This is a genomic window from Antarctobacter sediminis, from assembly GCF_019218285.1.
Lineage (GTDB): Bacteria > Pseudomonadota > Alphaproteobacteria > Rhodobacterales > Rhodobacteraceae > Antarctobacter > Antarctobacter sediminis.
The window spans coordinates 492,714-515,795 of record NZ_JAHUZG010000001.1 but is presented as its reverse complement, the minus strand read 5'-3'; the positions used below and the strand labels follow the sequence as shown (position 1 = coordinate 515,795).

At 62.8% G+C, this 23,082-nt stretch carries 17 protein-coding genes, 1 tRNA gene and 1 riboswitch; of the genes, 8 read left to right on the top strand and 10 right to left on the bottom strand.

All coding sequences use genetic code 11. The annotated features are described in order from the left end of the window. Nucleotide 1 precedes the first annotated feature (1 nt). Together alaS and recA are read right to left on the bottom strand one after the other, a co-directional pair. Complete coding sequence (gene alaS / locus KJP30_RS02465; RefSeq protein WP_218447423.1) at nucleotides 2-2,680, bottom strand: alanine--tRNA ligase; 2,679 nt, start codon at nucleotides 2,678-2,680, stop codon at nucleotides 2-4. A gap of 166 nt (nucleotides 2,681-2,846) precedes the next feature. After that, a complete protein-coding gene (gene recA, locus KJP30_RS02460; protein ID WP_218447422.1) occupies nucleotides 2,847-3,914 on the bottom strand; it encodes a recombinase RecA in 1,068 nt (355 codons plus the stop codon). 170 nt (nucleotides 3,915-4,084) lie between these two features. Here recA and KJP30_RS02455 point away from each other — a divergent pair, with 170 nt between their 5' ends. After that, nucleotides 4,085-4,675, top strand: coding sequence for a gamma-glutamyl kinase (locus tag KJP30_RS02455; protein ID WP_218447421.1), 591 nt, complete (start codon nucleotides 4,085-4,087; stop codon nucleotides 4,673-4,675). Nucleotides 4,676-4,685: 10 nt separating this feature from the next. Here the strand turns inward: KJP30_RS02455 and KJP30_RS02450 are convergent, their stop codons facing one another. Together KJP30_RS02450 and KJP30_RS02445 are read right to left on the bottom strand one after the other, a co-directional pair. Further along, nucleotides 4,686-7,010 carry a hybrid sensor histidine kinase/response regulator gene (locus KJP30_RS02450; RefSeq protein WP_218447420.1) on the bottom strand — a complete coding sequence of 775 codons (2,325 nt, stop codon included), beginning with the start codon at nucleotides 7,008-7,010 and terminating at the stop codon, nucleotides 4,686-4,688. Nucleotides 7,011-7,079: 69 nt separating this feature from the next. Further along, nucleotides 7,080-8,240 carry an RsmB/NOP family class I SAM-dependent RNA methyltransferase gene (locus KJP30_RS02445; protein WP_218447419.1) on the bottom strand — a complete coding sequence of 387 codons (1,161 nt, stop codon included), beginning with the start codon at nucleotides 8,238-8,240 and terminating at the stop codon, nucleotides 7,080-7,082. A gap of 111 nt (nucleotides 8,241-8,351) precedes the next feature. Between KJP30_RS02445 and KJP30_RS02440 the strand changes: the two genes are divergently transcribed. Further along, nucleotides 8,352-9,242 (top strand): SMP-30/gluconolactonase/LRE family protein, encoded by an 891-nt coding sequence (locus tag KJP30_RS02440; protein ID WP_218447418.1) that lies wholly within the window; start codon nucleotides 8,352-8,354, stop codon nucleotides 9,240-9,242. A 23-nt stretch (nucleotides 9,243-9,265) separates the two neighbouring features. Then, nucleotides 9,266-10,078 carry an NAD-dependent epimerase/dehydratase family protein gene (locus KJP30_RS02435; protein ID WP_218447417.1) on the top strand — a complete coding sequence of 271 codons (813 nt, stop codon included), beginning with the start codon at nucleotides 9,266-9,268 and terminating at the stop codon, nucleotides 10,076-10,078. A gap of 103 nt (nucleotides 10,079-10,181) precedes the next feature. Here KJP30_RS02435 and guaB read toward each other — a convergent pair whose 3' ends face one another. From guaB to bluB, 3 genes are read right to left on the bottom strand one after another with little or no spacing between them, the layout of a single operon-like run. Further along, the gene (guaB, locus tag KJP30_RS02430) at nucleotides 10,182-11,630 is read right to left on the bottom strand and encodes an IMP dehydrogenase (protein ID WP_218447416.1); all 1,449 of its coding nucleotides are present in this window, start codon (nucleotides 11,628-11,630) and stop codon (nucleotides 10,182-10,184) included. A gap of 36 nt (nucleotides 11,631-11,666) precedes the next feature. Further along, the gene (locus KJP30_RS02425; RefSeq protein ID WP_218447415.1) at nucleotides 11,667-12,095 is read right to left on the bottom strand and encodes a hypothetical protein; all 429 of its coding nucleotides are present in this window, start codon (nucleotides 12,093-12,095) and stop codon (nucleotides 11,667-11,669) included. After that, complete coding sequence (gene bluB / locus KJP30_RS02420) at nucleotides 12,092-12,802, bottom strand: 5,6-dimethylbenzimidazole synthase (RefSeq protein ID WP_218447414.1); 711 nt, start codon at nucleotides 12,800-12,802, stop codon at nucleotides 12,092-12,094. Before bluB ends, KJP30_RS02425 begins: the two co-directional genes overlap by 4 nt. 42 nt (nucleotides 12,803-12,844) lie before the next feature. Beyond that, a riboswitch (cobalamin riboswitch) is annotated at nucleotides 12,845-13,021 on the bottom strand. A gap of 81 nt (nucleotides 13,022-13,102) precedes the next feature. On the opposite strand from bluB, the gene speB reads away from it, so the two are divergent. The 3 genes from speB to KJP30_RS02405 all read left to right on the top strand — a co-directional run bounded on the left by speB (nucleotide 13,103) and on the right by KJP30_RS02405 (nucleotide 17,467). Then, nucleotides 13,103-14,059: an agmatinase gene (gene speB, locus KJP30_RS02415; protein WP_218447413.1), complete on the top strand. Its 957-nt coding sequence runs from the start codon at nucleotides 13,103-13,105 to the stop codon at nucleotides 14,057-14,059. An 89-nt stretch (nucleotides 14,060-14,148) separates the two neighbouring features. Further along, nucleotides 14,149-15,297, top strand: a complete 1,149-nt coding sequence (locus KJP30_RS02410; protein WP_218447412.1) for a CaiB/BaiF CoA transferase family protein — start codon at nucleotides 14,149-14,151, stop codon at nucleotides 15,295-15,297. 127 nt (nucleotides 15,298-15,424) lie between these two features. Next, a complete protein-coding gene (locus KJP30_RS02405) occupies nucleotides 15,425-17,467 on the top strand; it encodes an ASKHA domain-containing protein (protein ID WP_218447411.1) in 2,043 nt (680 codons plus the stop codon). 51 nt (nucleotides 17,468-17,518) lie between these two features. On the opposite strand, the gene KJP30_RS02400 is transcribed toward KJP30_RS02405, so the two are convergent. Further along, nucleotides 17,519-18,649 carry a fumarylacetoacetate hydrolase family protein gene (locus KJP30_RS02400; protein WP_218447410.1) on the bottom strand — a complete coding sequence of 377 codons (1,131 nt, stop codon included), beginning with the start codon at nucleotides 18,647-18,649 and terminating at the stop codon, nucleotides 17,519-17,521. Between the two features lie 117 nt (nucleotides 18,650-18,766). On the opposite strand from KJP30_RS02400, the gene KJP30_RS02395 reads away from it, so the two are divergent. Further along, a tRNA-Gly gene (locus tag KJP30_RS02395) sits at nucleotides 18,767-18,840 on the top strand. 25 nt (nucleotides 18,841-18,865) lie between these two features. Here KJP30_RS02395 and KJP30_RS02390 read toward each other — a convergent pair. Then, nucleotides 18,866-19,978, bottom strand: a complete 1,113-nt coding sequence (locus KJP30_RS02390) for an acetoin utilization protein AcuC (RefSeq protein WP_218447409.1) — start codon at nucleotides 19,976-19,978, stop codon at nucleotides 18,866-18,868. Nucleotides 19,979-20,058: 80 nt separating this feature from the next. Between KJP30_RS02390 and KJP30_RS02385 the strand changes: the two genes are divergently transcribed. Continuing rightward, a complete protein-coding gene (locus KJP30_RS02385) occupies nucleotides 20,059-21,144 on the top strand; it encodes an AbrB family transcriptional regulator (RefSeq protein ID WP_218447408.1) in 1,086 nt (361 codons plus the stop codon). Nucleotides 21,145-21,198: 54 nt separating this feature from the next. On the opposite strand, the gene KJP30_RS02380 is transcribed toward KJP30_RS02385, so the two are convergent. Next, nucleotides 21,199-23,022 (bottom strand): ABC-F family ATP-binding cassette domain-containing protein, encoded by a 1,824-nt coding sequence (locus KJP30_RS02380; RefSeq protein ID WP_218447407.1) that lies wholly within the window; start codon nucleotides 23,020-23,022, stop codon nucleotides 21,199-21,201. Between the last annotated feature and the right edge of the window lie 60 nt (nucleotides 23,023-23,082).

Genomic DNA, 23,082 nt, shown 5'->3' with positions numbered 1-23,082 from the left:
GTCATTTTCCTCCGATAACGGCTTCGGCGGCCTTGATCGCGGCCTCGGCATTTTCGGCGCTGGGGCCACCGCCCTGCGCCATGTCCGGACGGCCACCGCCGCCTTTGCCGCCCAACTCCGCAACCGCCGCCTTGACGAGATCCACGGCCGAGAGGCTGTCCTTGAGGTCATCGGTCACGCCGGCGGCAACCGCCGCCTTGCCGCCCGCATCCGCAATCAGCAGCACCGCGCCCGAACCGATCCGGCCCTTGTGCTCGTCGATCAGCGGCGGCAGGTCCTTGCCCGTAACGCCGCTTAGCACCTGTGCCACCAGCTTTACGCCGTTGATTTCGCGGGCTTCTGCACCGCCGCCCTGCCCGGCACCGCCGGCCATGGCCAGTTCACGACGCAGCTGCGCCACTTCGGCTTCCAGCTTTTTGCGATCCTCCAACAGTGCCTTGACCCGCGCGGGCACATCGGCGGCCGTCGCCTTGAGCGCACCGGCCACTTCGGCCAGTCGATGATCCTGCTGGCTGAGATAGTCAAAGGCCGCCGCGCCGGTCAGGGCTTCGATCCGCCGGACACCCGCGCTGGAGGCGCTGTCGCCAAGCGCCACGAACAAACCGATATCACCGGTCTGCTGCACATGGGTGCCACCGCAAAGTTCGATCGAATAGGTCTGTCCGTCGGTGCCCTTGCCCGAACCGCTCTGGACCCCCATGGACACGACCCGCACTTCGTCGCCGTATTTCTCGCCAAACAAGGCCTGAGCACCGATTTCACGCGCGTCATCGGGCGTCATGATCCGGGTGCTGACCTTGGCATTCTGGCGGATGTAGCTGTTCACATCACGTTCGACCGCTTGCAGTTCCGCAAGACTGAGCGCCTTGGAGTGGCTGAAGTCAAACCGCAACCGATCCGGCGCGTTCAACGAGCCACGCTGTGCAACGTGATCGCCAAGCGCCTCGCGCAGTGCCTCGTGCAGCAGGTGCGTGGCCGAGTGATTGGCGCGGATCGCCGAACGGCGTCCGTGGTCGACCTCCAGTTGCAGGGCGTCCCCTTTGGTCAGCGTTCCGCGATCCACGGTGACATGATGAGCCGTGATCTTGCCGCCCGCCATCTTTTGCGTATCGCTGACGGTGGCGCCTTCGTCCTCGTCTTCGAGGCGGCGCAGCCAGCCGGTATCGCCCACCTGACCGCCAGATTCGCCATAGAACGGCGTCTGGTTCAGAATGACCCATCCACTTTGACCCGCTTCCAGCCGATCAACCTCGGCCCCTTCAGCCACCAGGGCCAAAACCTGACCTTCGGCGGTTTCGGTGTCATAACCAAGGAAATCGGTCGCGCCATGCTGATCGGCGATGTCGAACCAGACAGTCGCATCCGCCGCTTCGCCCGATCCGGACCATGCCGCGCGGGCGCGGGCCTTTTGTTCGGCCATGGCGGCGTCGAAGCCTTCGACATCAACCTCACGCGATTTCTCGCGCAGCGCATCCTGCGTCAGGTCCAGCGGGAATCCATAGGTGTCATAGAGCTTGAACGCCGCCGCACCCGGCAAAGGCGCGCCCTCGTCCAGGCCAGCCAATTCGTCGTCCAGCAGTTTCAGACCGCGGTCCAGCGTCGCCTTGAAGCGCGTTTCCTCCGATTTCAGCGTCTCTTCGATCAGCGCCTGCGCCTGACCAAGCTCGGGGTAAGCCGCGCCCATCTGGCGAACCAGCGCTGGCACAAGCCGGTACATCAGCGGATCCTGCGCGCCCAGCAAATGCGCATGGCGCATGGCACGACGCATGATCCGCCGCAGCACGTAGCCGCGCCCGTCGTTGGACGGCATAACGCCATCAGCAATCAGGAAAGAGGTCGACCGCAGGTGATCCGCGATGACCCGGTGATGCATCTTGCCCGGCCCGTCGGGATCGACGCTGGTCGCGTCGGCGCTGGCCTCGATCAGGCTGCGCATCAGGTCGGTGTCATAGTTGTCGTGTTTGCCCTGCAACAGCGCACCAATCCGTTCCAGCCCCATGCCGGTGTCGATCGACTGCATGTCCAACGCCTTCATCGAGCCGTCTTCGAACTGTTCGTTCTGCATGAAGACCACGTTCCAGATCTCGATGAACCGGTCGCCGTCCTCCTCGGCCGATCCCGGAGGACCGCCCCAGATGTGATCGCCGTGATCGTAGAAAATCTCGGTGCAGGGGCCACAGGGGCCGGTCGGCCCCATCTGCCAGAAGTTGTCAGAGGTCGCGATCCGGATGATCCGGTCCTCGGGTACGCCGACCTTTTTCCAGATCTCAAAGGCTTCGTCGTCGGTATGATAAACCGTGGTCAAAAGCCGCGTCGGGTCGATCCCGAATTCCTTTGTCACCACTTCCCATGCAAAGGGGATGGCCTCGGTCTTGAAATAATCGCCGAAGGAAAAGTTCCCCAGCATCTCAAAGAAGGTGTGGTGGCGGGCGGTGTAACCCACATTGTCGAGGTCATTGTGCTTGCCGCCGGCACGCACGCATTTTTGCGCGGTGGTCGCCCGGACATAGTCGCGCTTTTCGACGCCGGTAAAGCAGTTCTTGAACTGCACCATGCCCGAGTTGACGAACATCAGCGTCGGGTCGTTGCGCGGCACCAGCGGGCTGGAGGGCACGATCTGGTGACCCTGCTTTTCAAAATAGTTGAGAAAGGTCGAGCGGATGTCGTTCAGGCTGGCCATATCGGGTCTCTTCGCGGGCGAGTGATCGGCGAAGATGTATCTGCGCCGTCCGCGAGTGTCCACAGCCGCGAAGACCCCGTTTTGCGCCAACCCGCACCGCAAGGCCCGGGAAACGCAAACGGGCGCCCCAATGGGACGCCCGCATTTGGTTCCATTCCAACCGGGATCAGTCCTCGGTCAGTTCCGGATCATCCTCTGGCATATCGAAATCCAACCCGTGCGCGGCGCGGATCTTGTCCTCGATCTCAAGCGCGACACGAGAGTTTTCGCGCAAATAATTCTTGGCGTTTTCACGGCCTTGGCCAATGCGTTCATCACCATAGCTGAACCACGACCCGGATTTATCGACCACGCCTGCCTTCACACCAAGATCCAGCAGCTCGCCCATTTTCGAGATGCCTTCGCCATACATGATGTCGAATTCGACCTGCTTGAACGGCGGCGCCACCTTGTTCTTGACGACCTTGACCTTGGTCTGGTTGCCCACGACCTCGTCCCGGTCCTTGATCGAGCCGATACGACGAATGTCGAGCCGCACGGAAGAATAGAACTTGAGCGCATTGCCCCCGGTGGTGGTTTCGGGCGAACCGAACATCACGCCGATCTTCATCCGGATCTGGTTGATGAAGATCACCATACAGTTCGACCGGCTGATGGAACCGGTCAGCTTCCGCATTGCCTGGCTCATCAGACGGGCCTGAACGCCAACGTTCGAATCCCCCATGTCGCCTTCGAGTTCGGATTTCGGCGTCAGCGCCGCAACCGAGTCGACCACAACCATGCTGACGGCCCCCGAACGCACCAGCGTATCGGTGATTTCCAGCGCCTGTTCCCCGGTATCGGGCTGCGAGATCAGCAGTTCATCAAGGTCCACACCCAGTTTCTTGGCGTATTGCGGATCCAGCGCATGTTCGGCATCGACAAAGGCGCAGACACCGCCCTTTTTCTGCTCTTCCGCCACACAATGCAGCGTCAGCGTCGTCTTACCCGAGCTTTCCGGGCCGTAGATCTCGATGATCCGCCCCTTTGGCAGGCCGCCAATCCCCAGCGCGATATCCAGACCAAGCGATCCGGTCGAGGTTGCCTCGATGTCCTTGATCGGGTTGTCACCACCCAGTTTCATGATCGAGCCCTTGCCGAACTGTCGTTCGATCTGGGCCAGCGCGCTGTCCAGGGCCTTTTGCTTTTCGGCCTTACGCTTGTTGTCCATACTCAGAAGATCTGCCGTTGCCATGCGTTTCGATCCTTATTCCATATGCCGGGGAGCGCGGCAATCGCTGCTTTCGTTTACCTCTTGTTCTCAACTTAATGAGATCAAAACGAGAACAGTTCAAGTTAAATCTTTCTCTGGTCAGCTTGGCGCGGGACGGTTAAGGCAAGGTTTACAAAACAGGAACAATTTGAATGCTCGTGTTCTGGAAAGCGCGTTTGGTGATGTTGGCGGTCCCCAAGACCGGTACGTCGGCCTTTGCGCGGGCGTTTGGCCCGGTGGCATCCATGGTGGTTTCGGATCCGCCAGAGCTCAAACACGCGCCGGTCTATCGCTACAACCGTTTCTTCCGCCCCATGTTTGAAAAACAAGGGGGCGAGATGGAGCTTTTGGCCGTTATCCGCGAACCGGTCGATTGGCTGGGATCATGGTATCGCTACCGGCAACGAGACTTTCTGGACGGCAAGCCGACCTCGACCAAGGGGGTCAGCTTTGACGCTTTCTGTGATGCCTATACGCGCGGCGAACGGCCGCCCTTTGCCAATGTGGGAAGTCAGGCCAAGTTCGTCGAGCCGCGGCCCAATGGCGTGTCGGTCCAGTATCTGTTCAAATACGAAAACCAGCCCGACCTAGTCCGCTTTCTGGAGGATCGCCTGCAAACCCGGCTGGAGATTCCGCAGGCCAATGTGTCGCCCCGGAAGGACCTGACGTTGTCCCCTGACATCGCGGCCAAACTGCACCGCAAATGCGCGGCGGATTTCGAGACATGGGAAAAGGCCCGTTAGGACCAGCCGCTCAGTTCAATTGCTGGTGAACGGTTTCCGTCAGATCAGACAGCGAGAACGGCTTGGGCAGGAAAACCGAGTTCGGGATTTCTTCGCTGCCTTCGCCAAATGCATCCTCGGCGTAACCGGACACAAAAACCACGCGCGTGTCGGGGCGACGTTCGCGAGCCTTGCGGACCCATGTCGGCCCGTCCATGCCCGGCATCACCACATCGGTGACAAAAATATCCACCGCCAGATCGGCGTCATCCAGCGTTTCCAAGGCATCTTCGGCCGTCTCCGCTTCGATCACGGTGTAGCCGCGCAGTCGCAGGGCGCGGGCGGCAAAGGCGCGCACCGGGGCCTCGTCCTCGACCAGAAGAACCACGCCGGATCCCTGTTCCGGCAGTTTCTTGGCTTCTTTCTGTTCGACCTTCACTTCTTCCTGTTTCGGCGTTTCGAAAGCCGGGAACAGCAATGTGAAACACGTGCCCTGCCCCACAACACTGTCGACAAAGATGAATCCGCCGGTCTGCTTGACGATGCCATAGACCGTCGACAGCCCAAGGCCCGTGCCCTCGCCGGTGCGTTTGGTGGTAAAGAAAGGCTCAAAGACCTTTTGCAGCTTGTCCTGCGGGATCCCGATGCCTTCATCGGTGACACGCACCGCCACATAGGTGCCCGGCGCAACGACGGCCCTGTCACGGGTCAGCGGTTCGTTCAATTCACGGCGTTCCGTTTCAACCACGATCTCGCCGCCTTCGGGCATGGCATCGCGCGCGTTGACGACGAGGTTCATCATGACCTGTTCCAACTGCCTGCGATCCCCGCGCACCGGTGGCAGAACCGGATCATGTTTCAGTGTCAGACGAACCTTTTCGCCCACCAGACGATTCAGCAGATGCGCCAGATCGGACAGCGTGTCGCGCAGGTCCATGACCTCGGGCTGCATGGTTTGCTTGCGTGAGAAAGCCAGCAACTGCCCCACCAGCGCAGCGGCGCGGTTGGCATTCTGATTGATCTGCACAAGGTCGCCGTAATCCGGATCACCCTGATCATGCCGCAACAGCAACAGGTCGCAATGGCCGGAAATGGCGGTCAGCAAATTATTGAAATCATGAGCAACTCCGCCCGCCAACTGGCCGATGGCCTGCATCTTCTGGCTTTGGACGAACTGGGCTTCGAGGGTCTTTAGCTCGGTTGCGTCATTCAGCACCGCGATCAGCGCCGTTTCGCCATCGTCGATCACCCGGTTCAGTGTCACCTGCACAAATACCTCGCGGTCGGCGCGTGTCAGCCGCAGGAATTCTGAACGGTGCAGGCCCCTGCCATCCGCGGCCTCTTGCAGCCAGTCCTTGATCGCCCGTCCCAACCCTTCCATGTGTTCGGCCACATGACCCGGTTCGCCCTGCCCCAGATTCAGCAAGCGCCGCGCCTCGGGGTTCGCGCGAAGGACCTGCCCGGCCGGAGACACCTTGAGCAACGGCACGGGCAGCCCGTCAAAGCTGCCCATCAGGTCCTGCCGGCCCGAATCCTCGGCGATGGGCGACAGGACCAGTTCCTGCCGCCCGCCGCCGATGTCCGAACTGTGGACAAGAACGCTTTGCCCCGCGTGGGCGCCTTTGAGGCAGTGTACGCCGCCGGGCCGCAGAGGCAGATCGGCAAAGATGTCATCCAGACGTTTCACCCGCTGGCCGACAAGGTCGCGCGCCACCGGGTTCATGTACAAGACCGCCCCGTTGCGCCCCAGCGAAATCACCGACAGATCGGCCCGGGTGCGCCCCCCGGCCCGCTGAGATTCGTTTTCCAGCCGCCAAAGCATCAGGTCCGGGCGAAAGGCACGCACATAGATCCGATACCCTTCGGAATGGCTGGTGACGTCCTCGACCGCGGCCCCATCGCGCAACGCCCTTTGTTGCAGGCGATAGATGATGCCCTCGGAACTGGCAAAGACATCGCGCAGGAGCGCCGACAGATGGCTGTCATCCGCGACCGTGAACCGCTCTCTCGCCGAACGGTTGCTGCGTTGAACCCCTCCGTCCCCGTCGGTCAGAAAGCAAAAGGCCGGTTCCGTTTCGATGAAATCGGCCAACATGGCGATCCGGCGCTTGCTGCGCCCGCCCGAGATCCTGTCGATGATCAGCCATGCCATGGCAAGGCATCCAAAGGCCCCGGTTGCTGCCAGCGCGACCACCTCGACCGCCCGGATGGTGGCGAATTGAGAGATCAGCAAGGAAAGGGTGGCCAGAACAACCAATGCGGCCGCACCGAATATCGGTGTCAAAGCACTTTGCCGCTTTTGCGCAATGTCAACTGCCGCCTCCACACCGTCCCCCGGGCTCTCGATTCGGTTCATGTCATATTGCCAGCCTGCATCGTTAAAGCCACGTTAACCGTCGTGCGGGTTCGCGTCAAAGTTGTATGATCAATCATCTCCGCGACGCAGGACCGCAGCAAAGAACCCGTCGCCGCCATCGGAAGGAAGCCATTGGCGCTGCGCCTCGATCTTCCATCCCGGGGTCCGGTCAAGAAACGCCGAGACCTGATCGGCATTTTCTTCATGCAGGACCGAACAGGTGGCAAACCCCAAGACACCGCCGGGCGCCACCATCTGGCTGGCCTGATCCATGATCTCGGCCTGAATGCGACACAGCTCTGCCAGCCGATCTTCCGTGAGGCGCCATTTGCCTTCCGGCGCGCGACGCCATGAACCGCTGCCGGAACAGGGAACATCGCACAGAACAAGGTCGAAAGGACCGCGCGGGTCGTGAACAAGGCGGATATCGGCCCCCGCCCGCGCCGCGCGGGCAGGCAGATCGACCATACGCCGAGGGGCAGCATCATGGGCAAAAACCGGGCCGCCCTGCATCCGGGCAGCCATGGCAAGCGCCTTGCCGCCGCCCCCAGCACAAAAATCCAGCACCGACTGACCAGCGGACAGCGGCATCAGGTCGACCACCGCCTGACTGGCCGCATCCTGCAATTCCACCAAACCTTGGGTATAGGCGTGGCTCCGATTGACCTTGCGCGCGCCTTCCGTAACCCGCAGTGCCGTCGGAGACAGCTCATGCGGTTCTGCCGCAATCCCTTCGCCTGCTAGTTGCGCTATGGCCGCGCCCAAATCCCCGCGCAGCAGATTGACCCGCAAAAACACATCCGCCCGGTGGCGCAACGCCTCTGCGGTGCTTTCCGCCCGGTCATCAAGGCTCTTACGGAACCGTTCGGCCAGCCAGTCGGGCAGGTCCATCGCCTCGTTCACGTCCAAAGGGCGTCCGGCGGCCTGTTCCTCGGTGCTCAGGGGCGATGGCGCATGTCCCAGACCGGTGAACACCGTATCCGGATCTTCACCGCGGAGCCGCAACGCGCCCAAAAGGCGCGCGCGCCCGCTTTCTCCACCGCCGGCCACCGCCGAGGACCGCCAGCAGCGCAACACGTCGAACACAAGGTCGCGCACCGCAGCTCGATCCTTTGACCCGGCATAGCGCGACGCCCGCCCCCAGCTTGTCAGAGCCTGCTCTGCCGGTTTCCCGGCTGCGATCTGGTCCAATAGCTCGATGGCGGCCTGTGCGCGGGCGGCGGGGGTCATGGTCGGCTCTCCGGTGGTGTTGCAGGCCCTGCCTACCCCAGCACGAGTCCTTTGACGAGACCCGCGCCTTGCCCCATGTTAGCGCTCAACAAAGCAAAGGGAGGAGCCCCCGTGGGCATAGAAATCGACTGTCTCGTCGACAGCCAGAGCGGCATCGGCGAGGGACTTGTCTGGGATGTCCGGACCGAACGGCTGTGGTGGGTGGATATTCCGGCGGGTCTGATCCATTGCACCGACCCCACATCGGGATACACTGAAACCCGCGAGATTGGTGAAAAGATCGGCAGTTTCGCCCTGCGCGAGGGCGGCGGGCTGGTGCTGGCCACCTATTCCGGATTCAAACTGATGGACTGGGACAGCGGCGCGCTGACCCCGATCAACGACCCCGAATCCCACCTGCCCCACAACCGTTTCAACGATGGCCAGACCGACCCGGCGGGCCGTTTCTGGGCTGGCACGATGCGTGACCCGCGCGATCTCAGCCTGCCGCCCTCGGGCACCTTTTACCGGCTGGACCCGGATCTGTCGGTCACCGCGTGGCGCGACGGCATTTACACCTGCAACGGGCTGAGCTTTTCGCCTGACGGGGACAAGATGTATTTCTCGGACAGCGCCCCGCACATCCGCACCATCTGGGAATGCGACTATGATCTCGATAGTGGAACCCCCGGCGCGCCAAGGGTGTTTTTCGACACCCACGCGGTACGCGGTCGGCCCGATGGCGGGACGGTGGATGCGGATGGCTGTTACTGGCAGGCCGGTGTCGGCGGCTGGCAACTGTACCGGATCACGCCAGCCGGCAAGCTGGACATGACCATCGACCTGCCGGTGGAAAAACCTTCGCGGCCCATGTTCGGCGGCCCCAACCTTGACGTGCTCTACCTGACCACGATCGGCGGCGAGGATATGGACCCACACGCCCATCAGCCGCAGGCCGGCGGGCTATTCGCGATCACGGGCCTTGGCGTTCAGGGCGTGCCCCAGGCGCGCTTCGCCGGTTGAGACAGGAACAGACAGGACCAATCATGCACACCGATTCCAAACTGAACCGACTGCTGATTACCGGTGCCGCCGGCGGACTTGGCCAAGCCATGCGCAGCCGGTTGACCCATCTGGCCAGGACGATCCGGTTGTCAGACGTAGCCGATATGGAAGATGCCGCGCCGCATGAGGAAATCATGCCCTGCGATCTTGCCGACAAACAGGCGGTCGAGGCCTTGGTCGAGGGCTGTGACGGCATCGTTCATTTCGGTGGCAAATCCATCGAAGGCACATGGGAGGTAATCCGCAACGCCAATATCGAAGGCGTCTACAACCTTTACGAGGCCGCCCGAAAACACGGCAAGCCCCGTATCGTCTTTGCCTCGTCCAACCACGCGGTGGGGTTTTACCGGCAGGATCAGGTCATCGACAATACGGTCTATCCCCAGCCCGACGGGCTTTACGGCGTGTCCAAGGTCTTTGGCGAGATGATGGCCTCGGCCTATTGGAACAAGTTCGGACAAGAAACCGCGGTGGTGCGCATCGGCTCTTCGTTTGACGAGCCGAAATCCCACCGGATGCTGTCGTCATGGATGTCTTATGGCGATTTCGCCATGCTGATCGAAAAGGTCTTTGACGCGCCGCGGCTTGGCTGCCCGGTGATCTATGGCGTCTCTGACAATGACACGGTCTGGTGGGATAATACGAAAATCGCCTGGCTGGGCTGGCGCCCGCAGGACAATTCCGAAGTGTTTCGCGACAAGCTCGACGCCAGCCAGTCCCGCTTTCCCGCAGATGCGCCGGACGTGGTTTACCAAGGCGGTGCCTTTACCGCTGACGGCATCCACGAAGACTGACAGCATAGCCAAACCCGGCGGTGACCGGCGGGCAAAGGGTTGGCGGGCGGGCGATGGCCCCCTTGAAAAGGGGGCCGAGTCCCGTCCCCAACCCTAAACCCGTTCAACCGATCCGGTAGTTCGGCGACTCCCGCGTGATCTGCACGTCGTGGACGTGGCTTTCCTTCAGCCCCGCGCCGGTGATCTTCACGAATTGGCAGTTGTGGCGCATCTCTTCGACGGTTGCGCAGCCGGTATAGCCCATGGCCGCACGCAACCCGCCAACCAACTGGTGAATCACCGTGCCCGCCGGACCTTTGTAGGGCACCTGCCCTTCGATCCCTTCCGGCACCAGTTTGTCACTGGCCGCATCCTTCTGGAAATAGCGATCCGCCGACCCGCGCGCCATGGCCCCCAACGAGCCCATGCCGCGATAGGCCTTGAACGAGCGGCCTTGGTAAAGGATGACCTCGCCCGGGCTCTCATCGGTGCCCGCGATCATCGAACCGACCATCGCGCACGATGCCCCGGCTGCAATCGCCTTGGCGAAATCGCCCGAGAACTTGATGCCGCCATCGGCGATCACCGGAACGTCACCGGCCTCGCGGGCGCAATCCATGATCGCGGTCAGCTGCGGCACACCGACACCGGCGACCATCCGCGTGGTACAGATCGACCCCGGCCCGATGCCGACCTTGACGGCATCGGCACCCGCGTCGATCAGCGCGCGCGCGGCTTCGGCGGTGGCAACGTTGCCCGCGATGACCTGCACCTCGTTCGACAGGCGCTTGGCCCGTTCCACGGCCTGGATCACGCCGGCGGAATGGCCATGCGCCGTGTCCACCACCAGGATGTCCACCTGGGCGTCGACCAGTGCCTCGGAGCGTTCGATGCCTGAATCGCCAACGCCCGTGGCCGCCGCCACGCGCAGTCGGCCAAGATTGTCCTTGCAGGCGGTCGGGTTCAGCACCGCCATCTCGGTGTCCTTGAGGGTCAGCAGGCCGGTCAGTTTGCCGTCCTTGTCTGTCACCAGCAGCTTTTCGATGCGCCGCGCCTTCATCAGGCTGATCGCCTCTTGCCGGTCTGCCGGTTCGGTCAGGATGGCAAGGTTCTGATGCGTCATCATCGCATGAACCGGCGTTGCATCGTTCTGGGCAAACCGCATGTCTCGGTTGGTCACGATGCCCACGACGCGGTGGCTCTCATCCACAACGGGGAACCCGGTGAAACCATAGCGTTCCGTCAACATCCGGGCATCGCCCAGCGTCTGGTCCGGGCGCAGCGTCACCGGGTTGTAGACGATCCCGCTTTCAAAGCGCTTGACCCGCCGCACTTCGCGGGCCTGTTCCTCGACACCGAGGTTCTTGTGAATGACCCCCATGCCGCCCGCCTGGGCCATGGTGATCGCCATACGGCTTTCGGTCACCGTGTCCATCGCGGAACTCAAAAGCGGGATGTTCAGTGCAATCGACTTGGTCACCCGCGTGCGCGTGTCAGCCGTGGACGGCAACACGTTAGAGGCCGCGGGTACAAGCAGAACGTCATCGAAGGTCAGGGCCTCGCGAATCTCCATGGGGGCACTCCTTGGGAGGGATCGGTTGGCGCGTCCCTATCGCATGAGCAGACGGGAAAGGAAAGAGCGCGCGGTGCGGCGGCGTGTCCGGGCGGGTGCAGGATGGAAAATGTCGTGCTCCAGCGGCACGTCGAACCGCCAGTCAAAGGGAAAGATGCGGTCGCGGGACAGTCCCAGCATCTCCGGCACCTGCGGGTTCTGGCTGTCGATCCAGCCGCCATCCGCCCCTTTCCAGAAAACCGCGCGCAAAGTGCCGCCGCTGTCGGTATCCACGACAAGAACGGACGGCAGTTCCACGCCACCAGAGAGGATCGTGGTGCCATGGATCCAGTATTCGCCGCTGGCCTTTGGCACCCGCGATGGGTTCGAAACCTCGCCCCGCCCGGTCGCCGGATCGACCCGCAACACGAAACGCGGCGCGCCATGCAGCAGGTTGATCCGTTTCGCGGTGGTCTGGTCGATCACGTTCCCTGCCCGTGGTCGCACATGCCCGGCGCGTCCTGCCAGTGACCTTCCATGATAAGGCTGTCGAGGTTCAGCCGCTTGCGCCAGCCCCGCGCCTGCAACTCCGGTTCCGAGAATGTCTCTTCGATATGGCCGACACAAAGGTAGGCAACGATCTCGACGGTTTCCGGCACACCAAGAAGCGCGCGCAGATCGTCTTGCCGAAAGATGCTGACCCAGCCGACGCCCAGTCCTTCGGCCCGCGCGGCAAGCCACAGGTTCTGGACGGCGCAGACCGTGGAGTACAGATCCATATCCCGGTTATGGGTGCGGCCCAGCACAACCTTGCCGCCCCGCGTGCGGTCACAGGTTACCGCGATGTTCAGCGGTGCCTTGAGGATGCCCTCCAGTTTCAGCGCCGCGTATTTCGAGCGTTTTTCGCCTGAAAACATCTCTTGCGCTTCGGCATTGGCCTGCTCAAAGGCCGCGTGAATGGCCTGCCGTCGGGCGGCATCCCGCAAAAGGATAAAGTTCCAGGGCTGCATGAACCCGACCGAGGGCGCCGCGTGGGCCGCTTCCAGCACCCGGCGCAGGGTCTCCGGGGCAACCGGATCTGGCAGGAACTCGTTCCGCACGTCGCGACGCGCATAAATGACATCGTACAGCGCCCGGCGTTCTTCCGGGGTGAATTGGCGCGCCCGATCGGGCGCGATGACGGGATCGCTCATGGTTTGGCTCCGCAAATGACAGCGACCGGGCGCTGTCCAGACGCCGGTCCATGTCGTCAGGCCGGTCTTCTGGCTTGGGATCTTCCGCAGCGGACGCCTTCCCGGATGGTCCCAGTGGCGTCTGTCCGCTCCGTCCCCCTTACAGCGGCGGGCCCGCGCCGGATTCGCACCGGCTTCCCGATTCTCCCCGTGCGGGGCACCTGACGCCGGGCAGATTGCGGCAAGTCCCGCCGCGAGGCAAGCACCGCTTGCCTGCCTTGCGGCCATGGCTAGGCTGACCGCAAAACAGGAGCGCATCACATGAGCCACGGATACGAAGGCGGACGCCTGAACCTGCCCTTCACCGGCATCTGCACCTTTGCCAAGGCCCCCTACCAGCCCGATTGGGACCGGCTGGAGGCCGATGCCGCCATCCTTGGCGCGCCGTTTGACGCGGGCACGCAATGGCGGGCGGGCGCGCGGTTCGGGCCGCGGGGCGTGCGCGAAGCCTCGACGCTTTTTAGCTTTGGTCACTCAGGGGCCTATGACCACGAGGACGATGTGACCTATCTGGACGGTGTGCGGATTGTTGACATGGGGGATGCGGACATCGTTCACACCGACACGCTGACCAGCCATGCCAACATCCGAAAAGGGGTTGAGGCCGCGCTGCGGGCAGGCGCCCTGCCCGTTACCATCGGCGGCGATCATTCCATCAACATTCCCTGTATCGAAGCCTATGAAGGCCAACCGCCTTTCCACGTGCTTCAGATCGACGCCCACCTTGATTTCGTGGACGAACGTCATGGAGTCACCCGCGGCCACGGCAATCCGATGCGCCGCGCCGCAGAAAAGCCTTGGGTCTCGGGCCTGACACAGGTGGGCATCCGCAATGTTTCGTCCACCGCACGCGAGGGGTATGACGACGCCCGCGCGCGCGGCTCTGACATCCTGTCAGTCCGTCAGATGCGGGTCTTGGGTCCACTGGCCACCGCCCAGCGGATCCCGGCGGGCGCGCCGGTCTATGTCACCATCGACATTGATGCCTTCTGCCCGTCGATTGCCCCCGGCACCGGCACCCCCAGCCACGGCGGGTTCCTGTATTATGAGGTCCTTGAACTGTTGCAGCAGGTCACGCGCCGCCATGCCATCGTCGGCATCGACCTTGTCGAGGTCGCCCCGGATTATGATCCGACGGGCAGTACCTCGATCCTTGCGGCGCAAGTGTTGATGAACCTGCTGGGATTTGTCTTTCACGCGGGCATTCCCCGGCCATAGACCGCCGCCCCGGAAACCAACCCTTGCCGTCACGACGCTGTCACGCTTCTGTGGTGCAGAGCACATGACAACCCCTACAGGACCCGCCCATGACCGCCCCCCTAGCCGGATACGTGATTCTCGATCTGACCCATGTCCTTGCCGGGCCGTTCTGCACCATGACGCTGGCGGATATGGGCGCGCAGGTTATCAAGGTGGAACCGCCCGGTTCCGGTGATGACACACGGGCCTTCCCCCCCTTCAAGGATGGCAAATCCGCCTATTTCGCGGCTATCAACCATGGCAAGAAAAGCATCTCGCTGAACCTCAAGGCCGACGCCGACCGGCAAATCTTTGAGCGTCTGCTGGCGCGGGCCGATGTCATCGTCGAAAATTTCCGTCCCGGCGTAATGGAACGGCTCGGCTATGGCTGGGAAGACCTGCACGCCGCCTTTCCGCGTCTGGTTTACGGCGCGGTCTCCGGCTTTGGCCATTCGGGACCGGATTCGAAACGTCCGGCCTATGACATGGTGGTGCAGGCACGCGGCGGCGTCATGTCGATCACTGGCGAAAAAGACCGCGAGCCGGTGCGCGTCGGGGCCTCGATCGGCGATATCGTGGCGGGCATGTTCCTGTCGCAGGGCATTCTTGCCGCATTGCTGGACCGTGACCGTTCCGGACTGGGGCGCAAGATCGACGTGGCCATGCTGGACAGCCAGTTGGCCATCCTTGAACACGCGGTGGCCCTGACCACTGTCACCGGCAAGGCCCCGGGGCCATCGGGCGCGCGGCATCCTTCGATCACACCGTTCGAAACCTTCCATGCCAGCGACGGTCTGTTCGTGATCGCTGCCGGGAATGACCGGTTGTTCGAAAAACTCTGCATCGCGCTGAACTTGCCGATCTCGGACGATCCGCGATTTGCCACCAATCCGGCCAGATGCGAAAATGCGCGCCTTCTCAAACGGTTGATCGAGGCAGTTACACTAGAAAATACCCGCGCCTACTGGATCTCGCGGCTGGCGGCGGCGGGGATCCCCACCGGCCCGATTCAGGATGTGGCGCAGGTGCTCAAGGATCCGCAGATCCTTGCGCGCAACATGGTGGTCGATGTCTTGGACAAGAACGGGCGGCAAGCCTACAAGGCCGCCGGCAACCCGATCAAGATGACGGATGCGCCCGATCCGACCTCGCGTGCGCCCGCGCCCGATCTGGACGGCAACCGTGGCGAAATCCTGCGCTGGCTGGACGGGTTGTAACCGGCTTTTGCCAGCTTCGGGTCGCGTCAGGACTGCCGCGTGCCGTTTTCCGGCCGCATCCTGACGCGCTACGGCTTTTCCTCGCGCGTGCAAACGCTATGGTCCCGCCAATCGGCAGGAGCATAGCATGTCCAAAGACCCTCTCGTGATCTTCACCCCCTCGGGCAAGCGTGGGCGCTTTCCCGTGGGCACCCCAGTTCTGACCGCCGCCCGCCAGTTGGGCGTCGACCTCGACAGCGTTTGCGGCGGGCGCGGCATCTGTTCGAAGTGCCAGATTACACCTTCGTACGGCGATTTCCCCAAACACGGCGTCACCGTGGCCGAGGATGCCCTGTCCAAATGGAACGCCGTTGAAGAGCGTTATGACAGGGTGCGCGGTCTGAAAACGGGCCGGCGTCTTGGCTGTCAGGCCACGGTTCAGCAGGATGTCGTCATCGACGTTCCACCCGAAAGCCAGGTCCACCGCCAGGTGGTGCGCAAGGCGGCCTCGGCCCGCGTGATCGAAATGGATCCCGCCACGCGGCTGTATTATGTCGAGGTGCAGGAACCCGACATGCACGAACCGACCGGGGATCTGGAGCGCGTCGAGCAGGCTCTGGCGGCGCAATGGGATATCCCCAAAATATCCACAGAGTTTTCCACACTTGCCCGGTTGCAACCCATCCTGCGCAAGGGCCAGTGGAAAATTACCGTTGCCTTGCACAAAGACGATCAAGACGCAGTGCCCCGGCTTGTGGCGGCATGGCCAGGTCTGCATGAGGCCGGGATCTATGGGCTTGCCATTGACCTTGGGTCGACCACCGTCGCCGCACATCTGACGAACCTCGACACCGGCGAGGTGGTCGCCTCTTCGGGCATCATGAACCCGCAGATCCGCTTTGGCGAAGACCTGATGAGCCGGGTGTCCTATTCCATGATGAACCCCGGCGGTGACGCGGAAATGACCCGTGCCGTGCGCGAGGCCATCGACACGCTTGCCAAGGAAATCGCCGCCGAGGCCGGGATCGACCCGGCGCTGATCCTTGAAACCGTCTTTGTCTGTAACCCGGTGATGCATCATCTGCTTCTGGGCATTGATCCGGTGGAACTGGGACAGGCTCCCTTTGCACTTGCGACCTCGAACGCCGTTACACTGACGGCGCGTGACCTCCAGTTGAAGACGCTGCCGCAGGCCGCGCAGATCTATGTATTGCCGTGCATCGCGGGCCATGTCGGGGCCGATGCCGCCGCCGTCGCCCTAAGCGAAGAACCCGGAAAATCCAAAGACTTGGCGCTTATTGTTGATGTCGGGACAAACGCCGAGATCCTTCTGGGCGATACCAGCCGCGTGCTGGCCTGTTCCTCCCCGACCGGGCCCGCCTTTGAAGGCGCGCAGATCAGCTCTGGCCAACGGGCCGCCCCCGGCGCGATCGAGGCGATCCGCATTGATCCCGAAACCAAGGAACCCCGGTTCCGCGTCATCGGTTGTGACAAATGGTCGGACGAAGACGGCTTTTGGACGGAAACCGCCGCAACCGGCATCACGGGCATTTGCGGTTCGGGCATCATCGAAGCGGTGGCCGAAATGCGCATCGCGGGCCTTCTGGATCCCTCGGGGCTGATTGGCGGGCCGGATAAAACAGGCACCGACCGCTGCCAACCCGAAGGCCGCACGTTCAGCTATCTGGTTCACGATGGCACCGCCGAGGGCGGGCCCCGCATCACCGTGACCCAAGGTGACATCCGCGCGATCCAATTGGCGAAATCGGCGCTTTATGCCGGCGCCCGCCTGCTTATGGACACGCGCAGCGTGGACAAGGTGGATCGCGTGGTGCTGGCCGGTGCCTTTGGGGCGCATATCTCGCCGCTGCACGCCATGGTGCTGGGCATGATCCCCGACGTGCCGCTGGAGAAAGTCACCAGCGCGGGCAATGCCGCCGGCACCGGTGCCCGTATCGCCCTGTGCAACCTTGGTGCCCGGCGCGAAATCGAGCGGGTGGTCCGCGAGATCACGAAGGTCGAGACCGCCATCGAACCCAAGTTCCAAGAGCATTTCGTAAACGCCAACGCGATCCCGCATGCCACGGATCCGTTCCCGGAACTGGGCAAGATCGTTAACCTGCCGGACGTGAGCTTTAACACCGGTGGCGATGACAAGCCCGGCGGGCGTCGTCGGCGCAAGCGGGCCTGAGCCGAGCCGCGACAGGCTCCGGGGCCGGAATGATGGCCCCGGAGCATTCGATTACAACAGGCCCCGCCCCGCGAGGTTGCGCATCAGGGCGCTGGTGCCAAAGACCCAAGGCGCGCATTCCGTCGACAGGCGCACGGTGTTCCGCAACAGCCCAAGCGATGGTTCGGATATCTCGACAACATCGCCCAGCTTGTGGGTAAAGCCTTCGCCGGGATGGTCACGATCCTCTGTCGGGGCAAAAAGCGTACCCAGCATCAGAAAGAAGCCGTCCGGATACTGATGATGCGCCCCGAAAGTCTGCGAAACGAGGTCAAGCGGATCGCGGCTGATCTGGGACATGCTGCTGCGCCCGTTCAGGACATAACCATCCTCACCAGTTACGGTCAGCGTCAGCTCGGCCTGACGTACATCGTCGATGCCATAGCTGTCATCGAACAGCCGCAACATCGGCCCGACCGCACAAGAGGCATTGTTGTCCTTGGCCTTGCCCAGCAACAGCGCTGAACGGCCCTCGACATCGCGCAGGTTCACGTCATTGCCCAAAGTCGCGCCCCGTACGCGCCCGGTGCTGTCACACGCCAGCACGATCTCCGGTTCCGGGTTGTTCCATGTCGAAACCGGATGCAGCCCGACCTCGGCGCCAAAGCCCACGGCGGACATGGGCTGCGCCTTGGAAAACACCTCGGCATAGGGGCCGATCCCAACCTCAAGGTATTGCGACCAGACGCCATCGGCGATCAGCACTTCCTTGAGCTGCCCCGCCTTTTCCGAACCGGGCTGCACAGCACGCAGGCTTTCGCCAAGGATCGCGGCGCACCGTTCGCGGATAGCCTCGGCCCGCGCCGGATCGCCCTTGGCCTGTTCTTCAATCACCCGTTCCAGCATCGAGGAAACGAAAGTCACCCCGCAGGCTTTGACCGGTTGCAAATCGCATGGCGCCATCAAGCGCAGACCGTCGGCAGAGGGTTTGGCGACATCTTGTAGCGCCCCGAGTACCGGACCCTCGGCCCCATTTGCGAAACCCGCCGGGTCGTCCAGTTCCAAGAGTGCCTGCATGGTCGGCACTTTGCTGCTGGTAATATCGACCAGATGATCCCCCCGGCGCACGACCACGGCAGGTCCGATGTCCGGACGCCAAGCGCGCCCCACGAACGTGCCCCCGGCAGGCAATTGAAGCGTCATCGTCCTCTCCCCCTTCATTGTGTTTTGCAAGGCTTAGCGCAGGCGCGCCAAGGGCGAAAGTCACCACGCGCGCACCCTTGACGCGCGGGGGCAGCTAAGATACCGATGCAGCTCGCGGCGGGTATGATGTAATGGTAGCCTGTCAGCTTCCCAAGCTGAACGCGCGGGTTCGATTCCCGCTACCCGCTCCAGAAATTTTCACGAAATCCCAGACTGTTACAGGGTGCGCTGCAAACGCGCCCTCAGCACCGACAGGTCCGCGCGCAGATCCCGCGATACCGGACCGTTGCGGGGAGCGTCCAGCAGACTGGTCAGCAGCGTCTCAGCTGGCTGGGCCTTGCGGTGCCACGTCAGGCCACGCATCAGGGTTTCGGCTTGCCGCGGCAGCCGTTCGGGAACCGGCTCTCTGGCGAGTTCGCCCCAGACTGCGGTCCAGCATCGCGCCACGCTCCACGGGTTGTAGCCGCCCCCACCCGACACGATCAGGCGCGGCGCAAGATCCCGCAGGGCACGTACCGCAGCCACATGACAGCGGTTCGACAGGGCCAGCCGCGCCAGCGGATCTTCGGCCAAGGCATCCGCCCCGCATTGCAGATAGATGGCGTCGGGCCGGAAGTCGGCGACCGCAGGCAGGACGAGCTCCTGTAGCACCATGGTGAACTCCGTATCGTTAAAGCCCCGCGCCACAGGCAGGTTGAAGGCCGTCCCGCCAGCAGTCTCTTGCAATGTCCCGGTGAAAGGCCAGCGGCGCGCTTCATGTACCGAGATCATCCGCACCCGGGGCTCGCCCGAAAAGCCCGCCTCGACCCCGTCACAGTGATGCGCGTCTATGTCCACGTAGGCCACGCGAGACAGCCCCATGTCCAGCAGGCGGCGAATCGTCAAAACCGGTTCGTTCAGATAGCAAAAGCCCGCCGCCCGGTCCGGCAGCCCGTGATGTTGCCCGCCTCCGGGATTGTAGACCACGCCCCCATGCGTCACCAGTTCTGCGGCCAGCAAACCGCCCCCGGCGGCGGTCGCGGGGCGGCGGTACATCTCGGCAAATACCGGGTTCGACAGTGTGCCCAAACCGTGCCGCTCGCGCGTCGCGTCATCGACGGATTGACTCGCCTCGGCGGCCTGCAAGGCGGCAACATAGGCGGATGTATGAAACCCGGTCAGCGCCTCCGGCTTGGCCCTTGGCGATGTCCGGTAACGTACTGCCGGCAACCAGCCAAGTGCGCGGCAAAGGTCCGTCACGGCGGGCACCCTCTGGATCGACAACGGATGCCGCGCCCCGTAGACGGAGCCGCGATAGATGTTCGATCCAATGAACAGCGGGGTGGACATGCCCCGAGACTTAGAGCCATCTGGACGCGAAGGGAATCCCGAGGCGCATACTGCGCCGATCCCGAATGAAAAATCGCATCATGCCCGAAGTCCCCCCGTTCCGCCTTGTCTGGCAAACCGCCCTTGTCCTTGCCTTCGGTACGCTTGGCGGCGCGTTTGCAGCCTGGGCGCATCTGCCGATGCCATGGATGCTGGGCGGGCTCTTCGCCTCGGCGCTGGTGGTTCTGATGTGGGAACCGGGCTTCCTGAACGACTATGCTTTTCCGCTCAAATTCCGGACCGGCTTTGTCGCCCTGATCGGGGTCATGATCGGCACTCAGGTCACTGCCGAACTGCTGACACTTGCGGGCGATCTGCCTTGGACCATGGCGGCACTGGTGATCTTTGTGGCGTTGGCGCACCTTGGAAACATGGCGATTTTCCAAAGACTTGGCGGCTATGATCGCGCCACGGCTTTCTATTCGGGAACGCCCGGCGGACTTATGGAAAGCATCGTTATGGGCGAAGGTGCGGGGGCCGACATCCGTGTTATGACCACGCAACAATTCCTGCGGATCATCGTGGTCATCACCCTGCTGCCACTGGGCCTGTCGCTCTGGCTCGGAGAGCCGGTCGGCAGCGCGGCGGGCCTGTCGGCCGGAGCCGAAACTGCCCCGGTGACGCCGCAGGCACTGTTTCTGATCTGCCTCGCTGCGGGGCTTGGGCTGTGGCTGGGCAAGCTCATCCGCTTGCCCGCCGCTCAATTGAGCGGGCCATTGATCCTTGCCGCATTGGCCACGGTCACCGGGGTTCTGGACTTGCACCTGCCTGTCTGGCTGATCGCCAGCGCGCAACTGGTAATCGGTGTCAGCCTTGGGATGCGGTTCAAGGGCGTGGGCCTTGCCTTGATCCGTCGCTGCGCCTGGCTGGCGCTGTTGTCGGTGGGCTACATGATGGCGTTGGGCGCGATCCTGTCAGCATTGCTATGGCAGATCACAGGGATCGAATGGCTGCACCTGCTGATCAGCTTTGCCCCGGGAGGAGTTGCGGAGATGTCCATCGTGGCGCTCAGCCTCGCGGCCAACCCCGCGCTGGTCAGCCTGCATCACGTGGTCCGCATCCTGCTGACGGTGGTTGAAATGAGCGTGCTGGCGCGGCTGATGGGGCTGGGGCGCAAAGCGGACTGAAGGATCAGACCGCTGAGCCCGCGACATTCGCATGGATGCTGCAACCAGAAGCTGTCAGGCCTCTTCGGCTTTTTCCATCAATTCCAGCCATTCCTCTTCGGCGTCAGACAGGGCGGTTTGCCGCTCGACCAGGGCGTCGGTCGCCTTCTGGAACTTGACCGGTTCCTTGGAAAAGAGATCCGGCGCGGCAAGGAAGTCTTCCAGCTTGGCGATCTCGGCGGTCAGTCGGTCGATCAGGCCCGGCAATTCCTCAAGCCGGTGTTTTTCGGTGAAGCTGAGGGTCGCCTTGGCGGCGGAGGGTGCCGGTGCCGCGGCAGAACCTGTCTCGGGTTTGGCGGCCTGCTTCGCCTTCTTGACCGGAGCCTCCTGTTCGCGTTTTTGCGCCTGATAATCGGTCCAGCCACCGGCATAGACAGTGGCCCGGCCCCTGCCCTCCATCGCGACGGTCGTTGTGGCAACACGATCAAGGAAATCCCGGTCGTGGCTGATCAACATGACCGTGCCATCGTAGTCGTCCAACAGTTCTTGCAGGAGGTCCAACGTTTCAACGTCCAGATCGTTGGTCGGTTCGTCCAGCACCAACAGGTTCGATTCCCGCGCCAAAAGCTTGGCCAGCAGCAACCGCGCCTTTTCCCCGCCTGACAAGGACCGCACCGGCGCGCGCACCTGCCGTTCGTCAAAAAGGAAGTCCTTGAGATAGCCCACGACGTGACGCGGCGTGCCGCGCACCATGACCTGATCCGACTGGCCGGACACGCGCATGTCGGTGTCATTTGTCAGGCTGTCCCAAAGCGAGGCCTCGGGGTCCAGTTGCGCGCGGCTCTGGTCAAAAACCGCCGGCACCAGATTGGTGCCCAGTTTCACGCTGCCCTCGTCCGGGGTGATTTCGCCGGTGAGGATCTTGATAAGCGTCGTCTTGCCCACGCCATTCGGCCCCACAAAGGCCACGCGGTCACCGCGCTGAACGGTCAGGTCAAGGTTGCGGATGATGGGTTTGTCGCCAAATGCATGGCTGATGCCCGTGGCCTCGATCACCTTCTTGCCCGACTTGGGACCAGAGGTCATCTCCAGCGCGGCTGCCCCCTGCCGACGAATCTGCGAGGCGCGTTCCTTGCGCATGTCCTGAAGCGCACGCAACCGGCCCTGATTGCGCTTGCGACGGGCGCTGATACCTTCGACGGCCCAGCGGGCCTCGGATTTGATCTTCCGGTCCAGCTTGTGGCGCTGGGTGTCTTCCTCATCCCATGCCTTGTCCCGCCAAGCTTCGAACTCGGAAAAGCCTTTTTCCTGCCGTTTCACTTCGCCCCGGTCGATCCAAAGCGTCGCACGCGTCAGTTCGGTGAGAAAGCGGCGGTCGTGCGAAATCAGGACAAAGCCCTTGCGAGTGCTCTTCAGCTCATTTTCAAGCCAGGCGATCGCCTCGATGTCCAGATGGTTGGTCGGCTCGTCCAGCAACATAAGGTCCGGCGCTTCGGCCATCAGTTTCGCCAGCGCGGCCCGGCGGCGTTCACCACCCGAAGCAGTCGCGACCAGCCGGTCGGGATCAAACTTCAACCCTTCCGATGCGCGTTCGACCCGATACATCTCGGACGGGGCCAGTTCCGACGACGCAAAAGCGCCCAGCGTTTCAAAGCCCGACAGGTCCGGTTCCTGCTCCATGTAGCCGACAGAGATGCCGGCAGGCACGACACGGTCGCCCTTGTCTGCCTCGACCAGCCCGGCCATGACCTTCATCAAGGTTGATTTTCCCGACCCGTTGCGCCCCACAAGGGCCACACGGTCCCCTTGGTGCACGGTCAGTGAAAGATCGTCGAAAACAGGATTGCCGCCGAAGGTCAGCGAAATCCCGGTGATTTGAAGCAGAGGAGGAGGAGCCATGGCCGCCAGCTAATCGCGCGCGATGATTTCGTCAATGGCGCGCGCGATGTGAGACGCTGG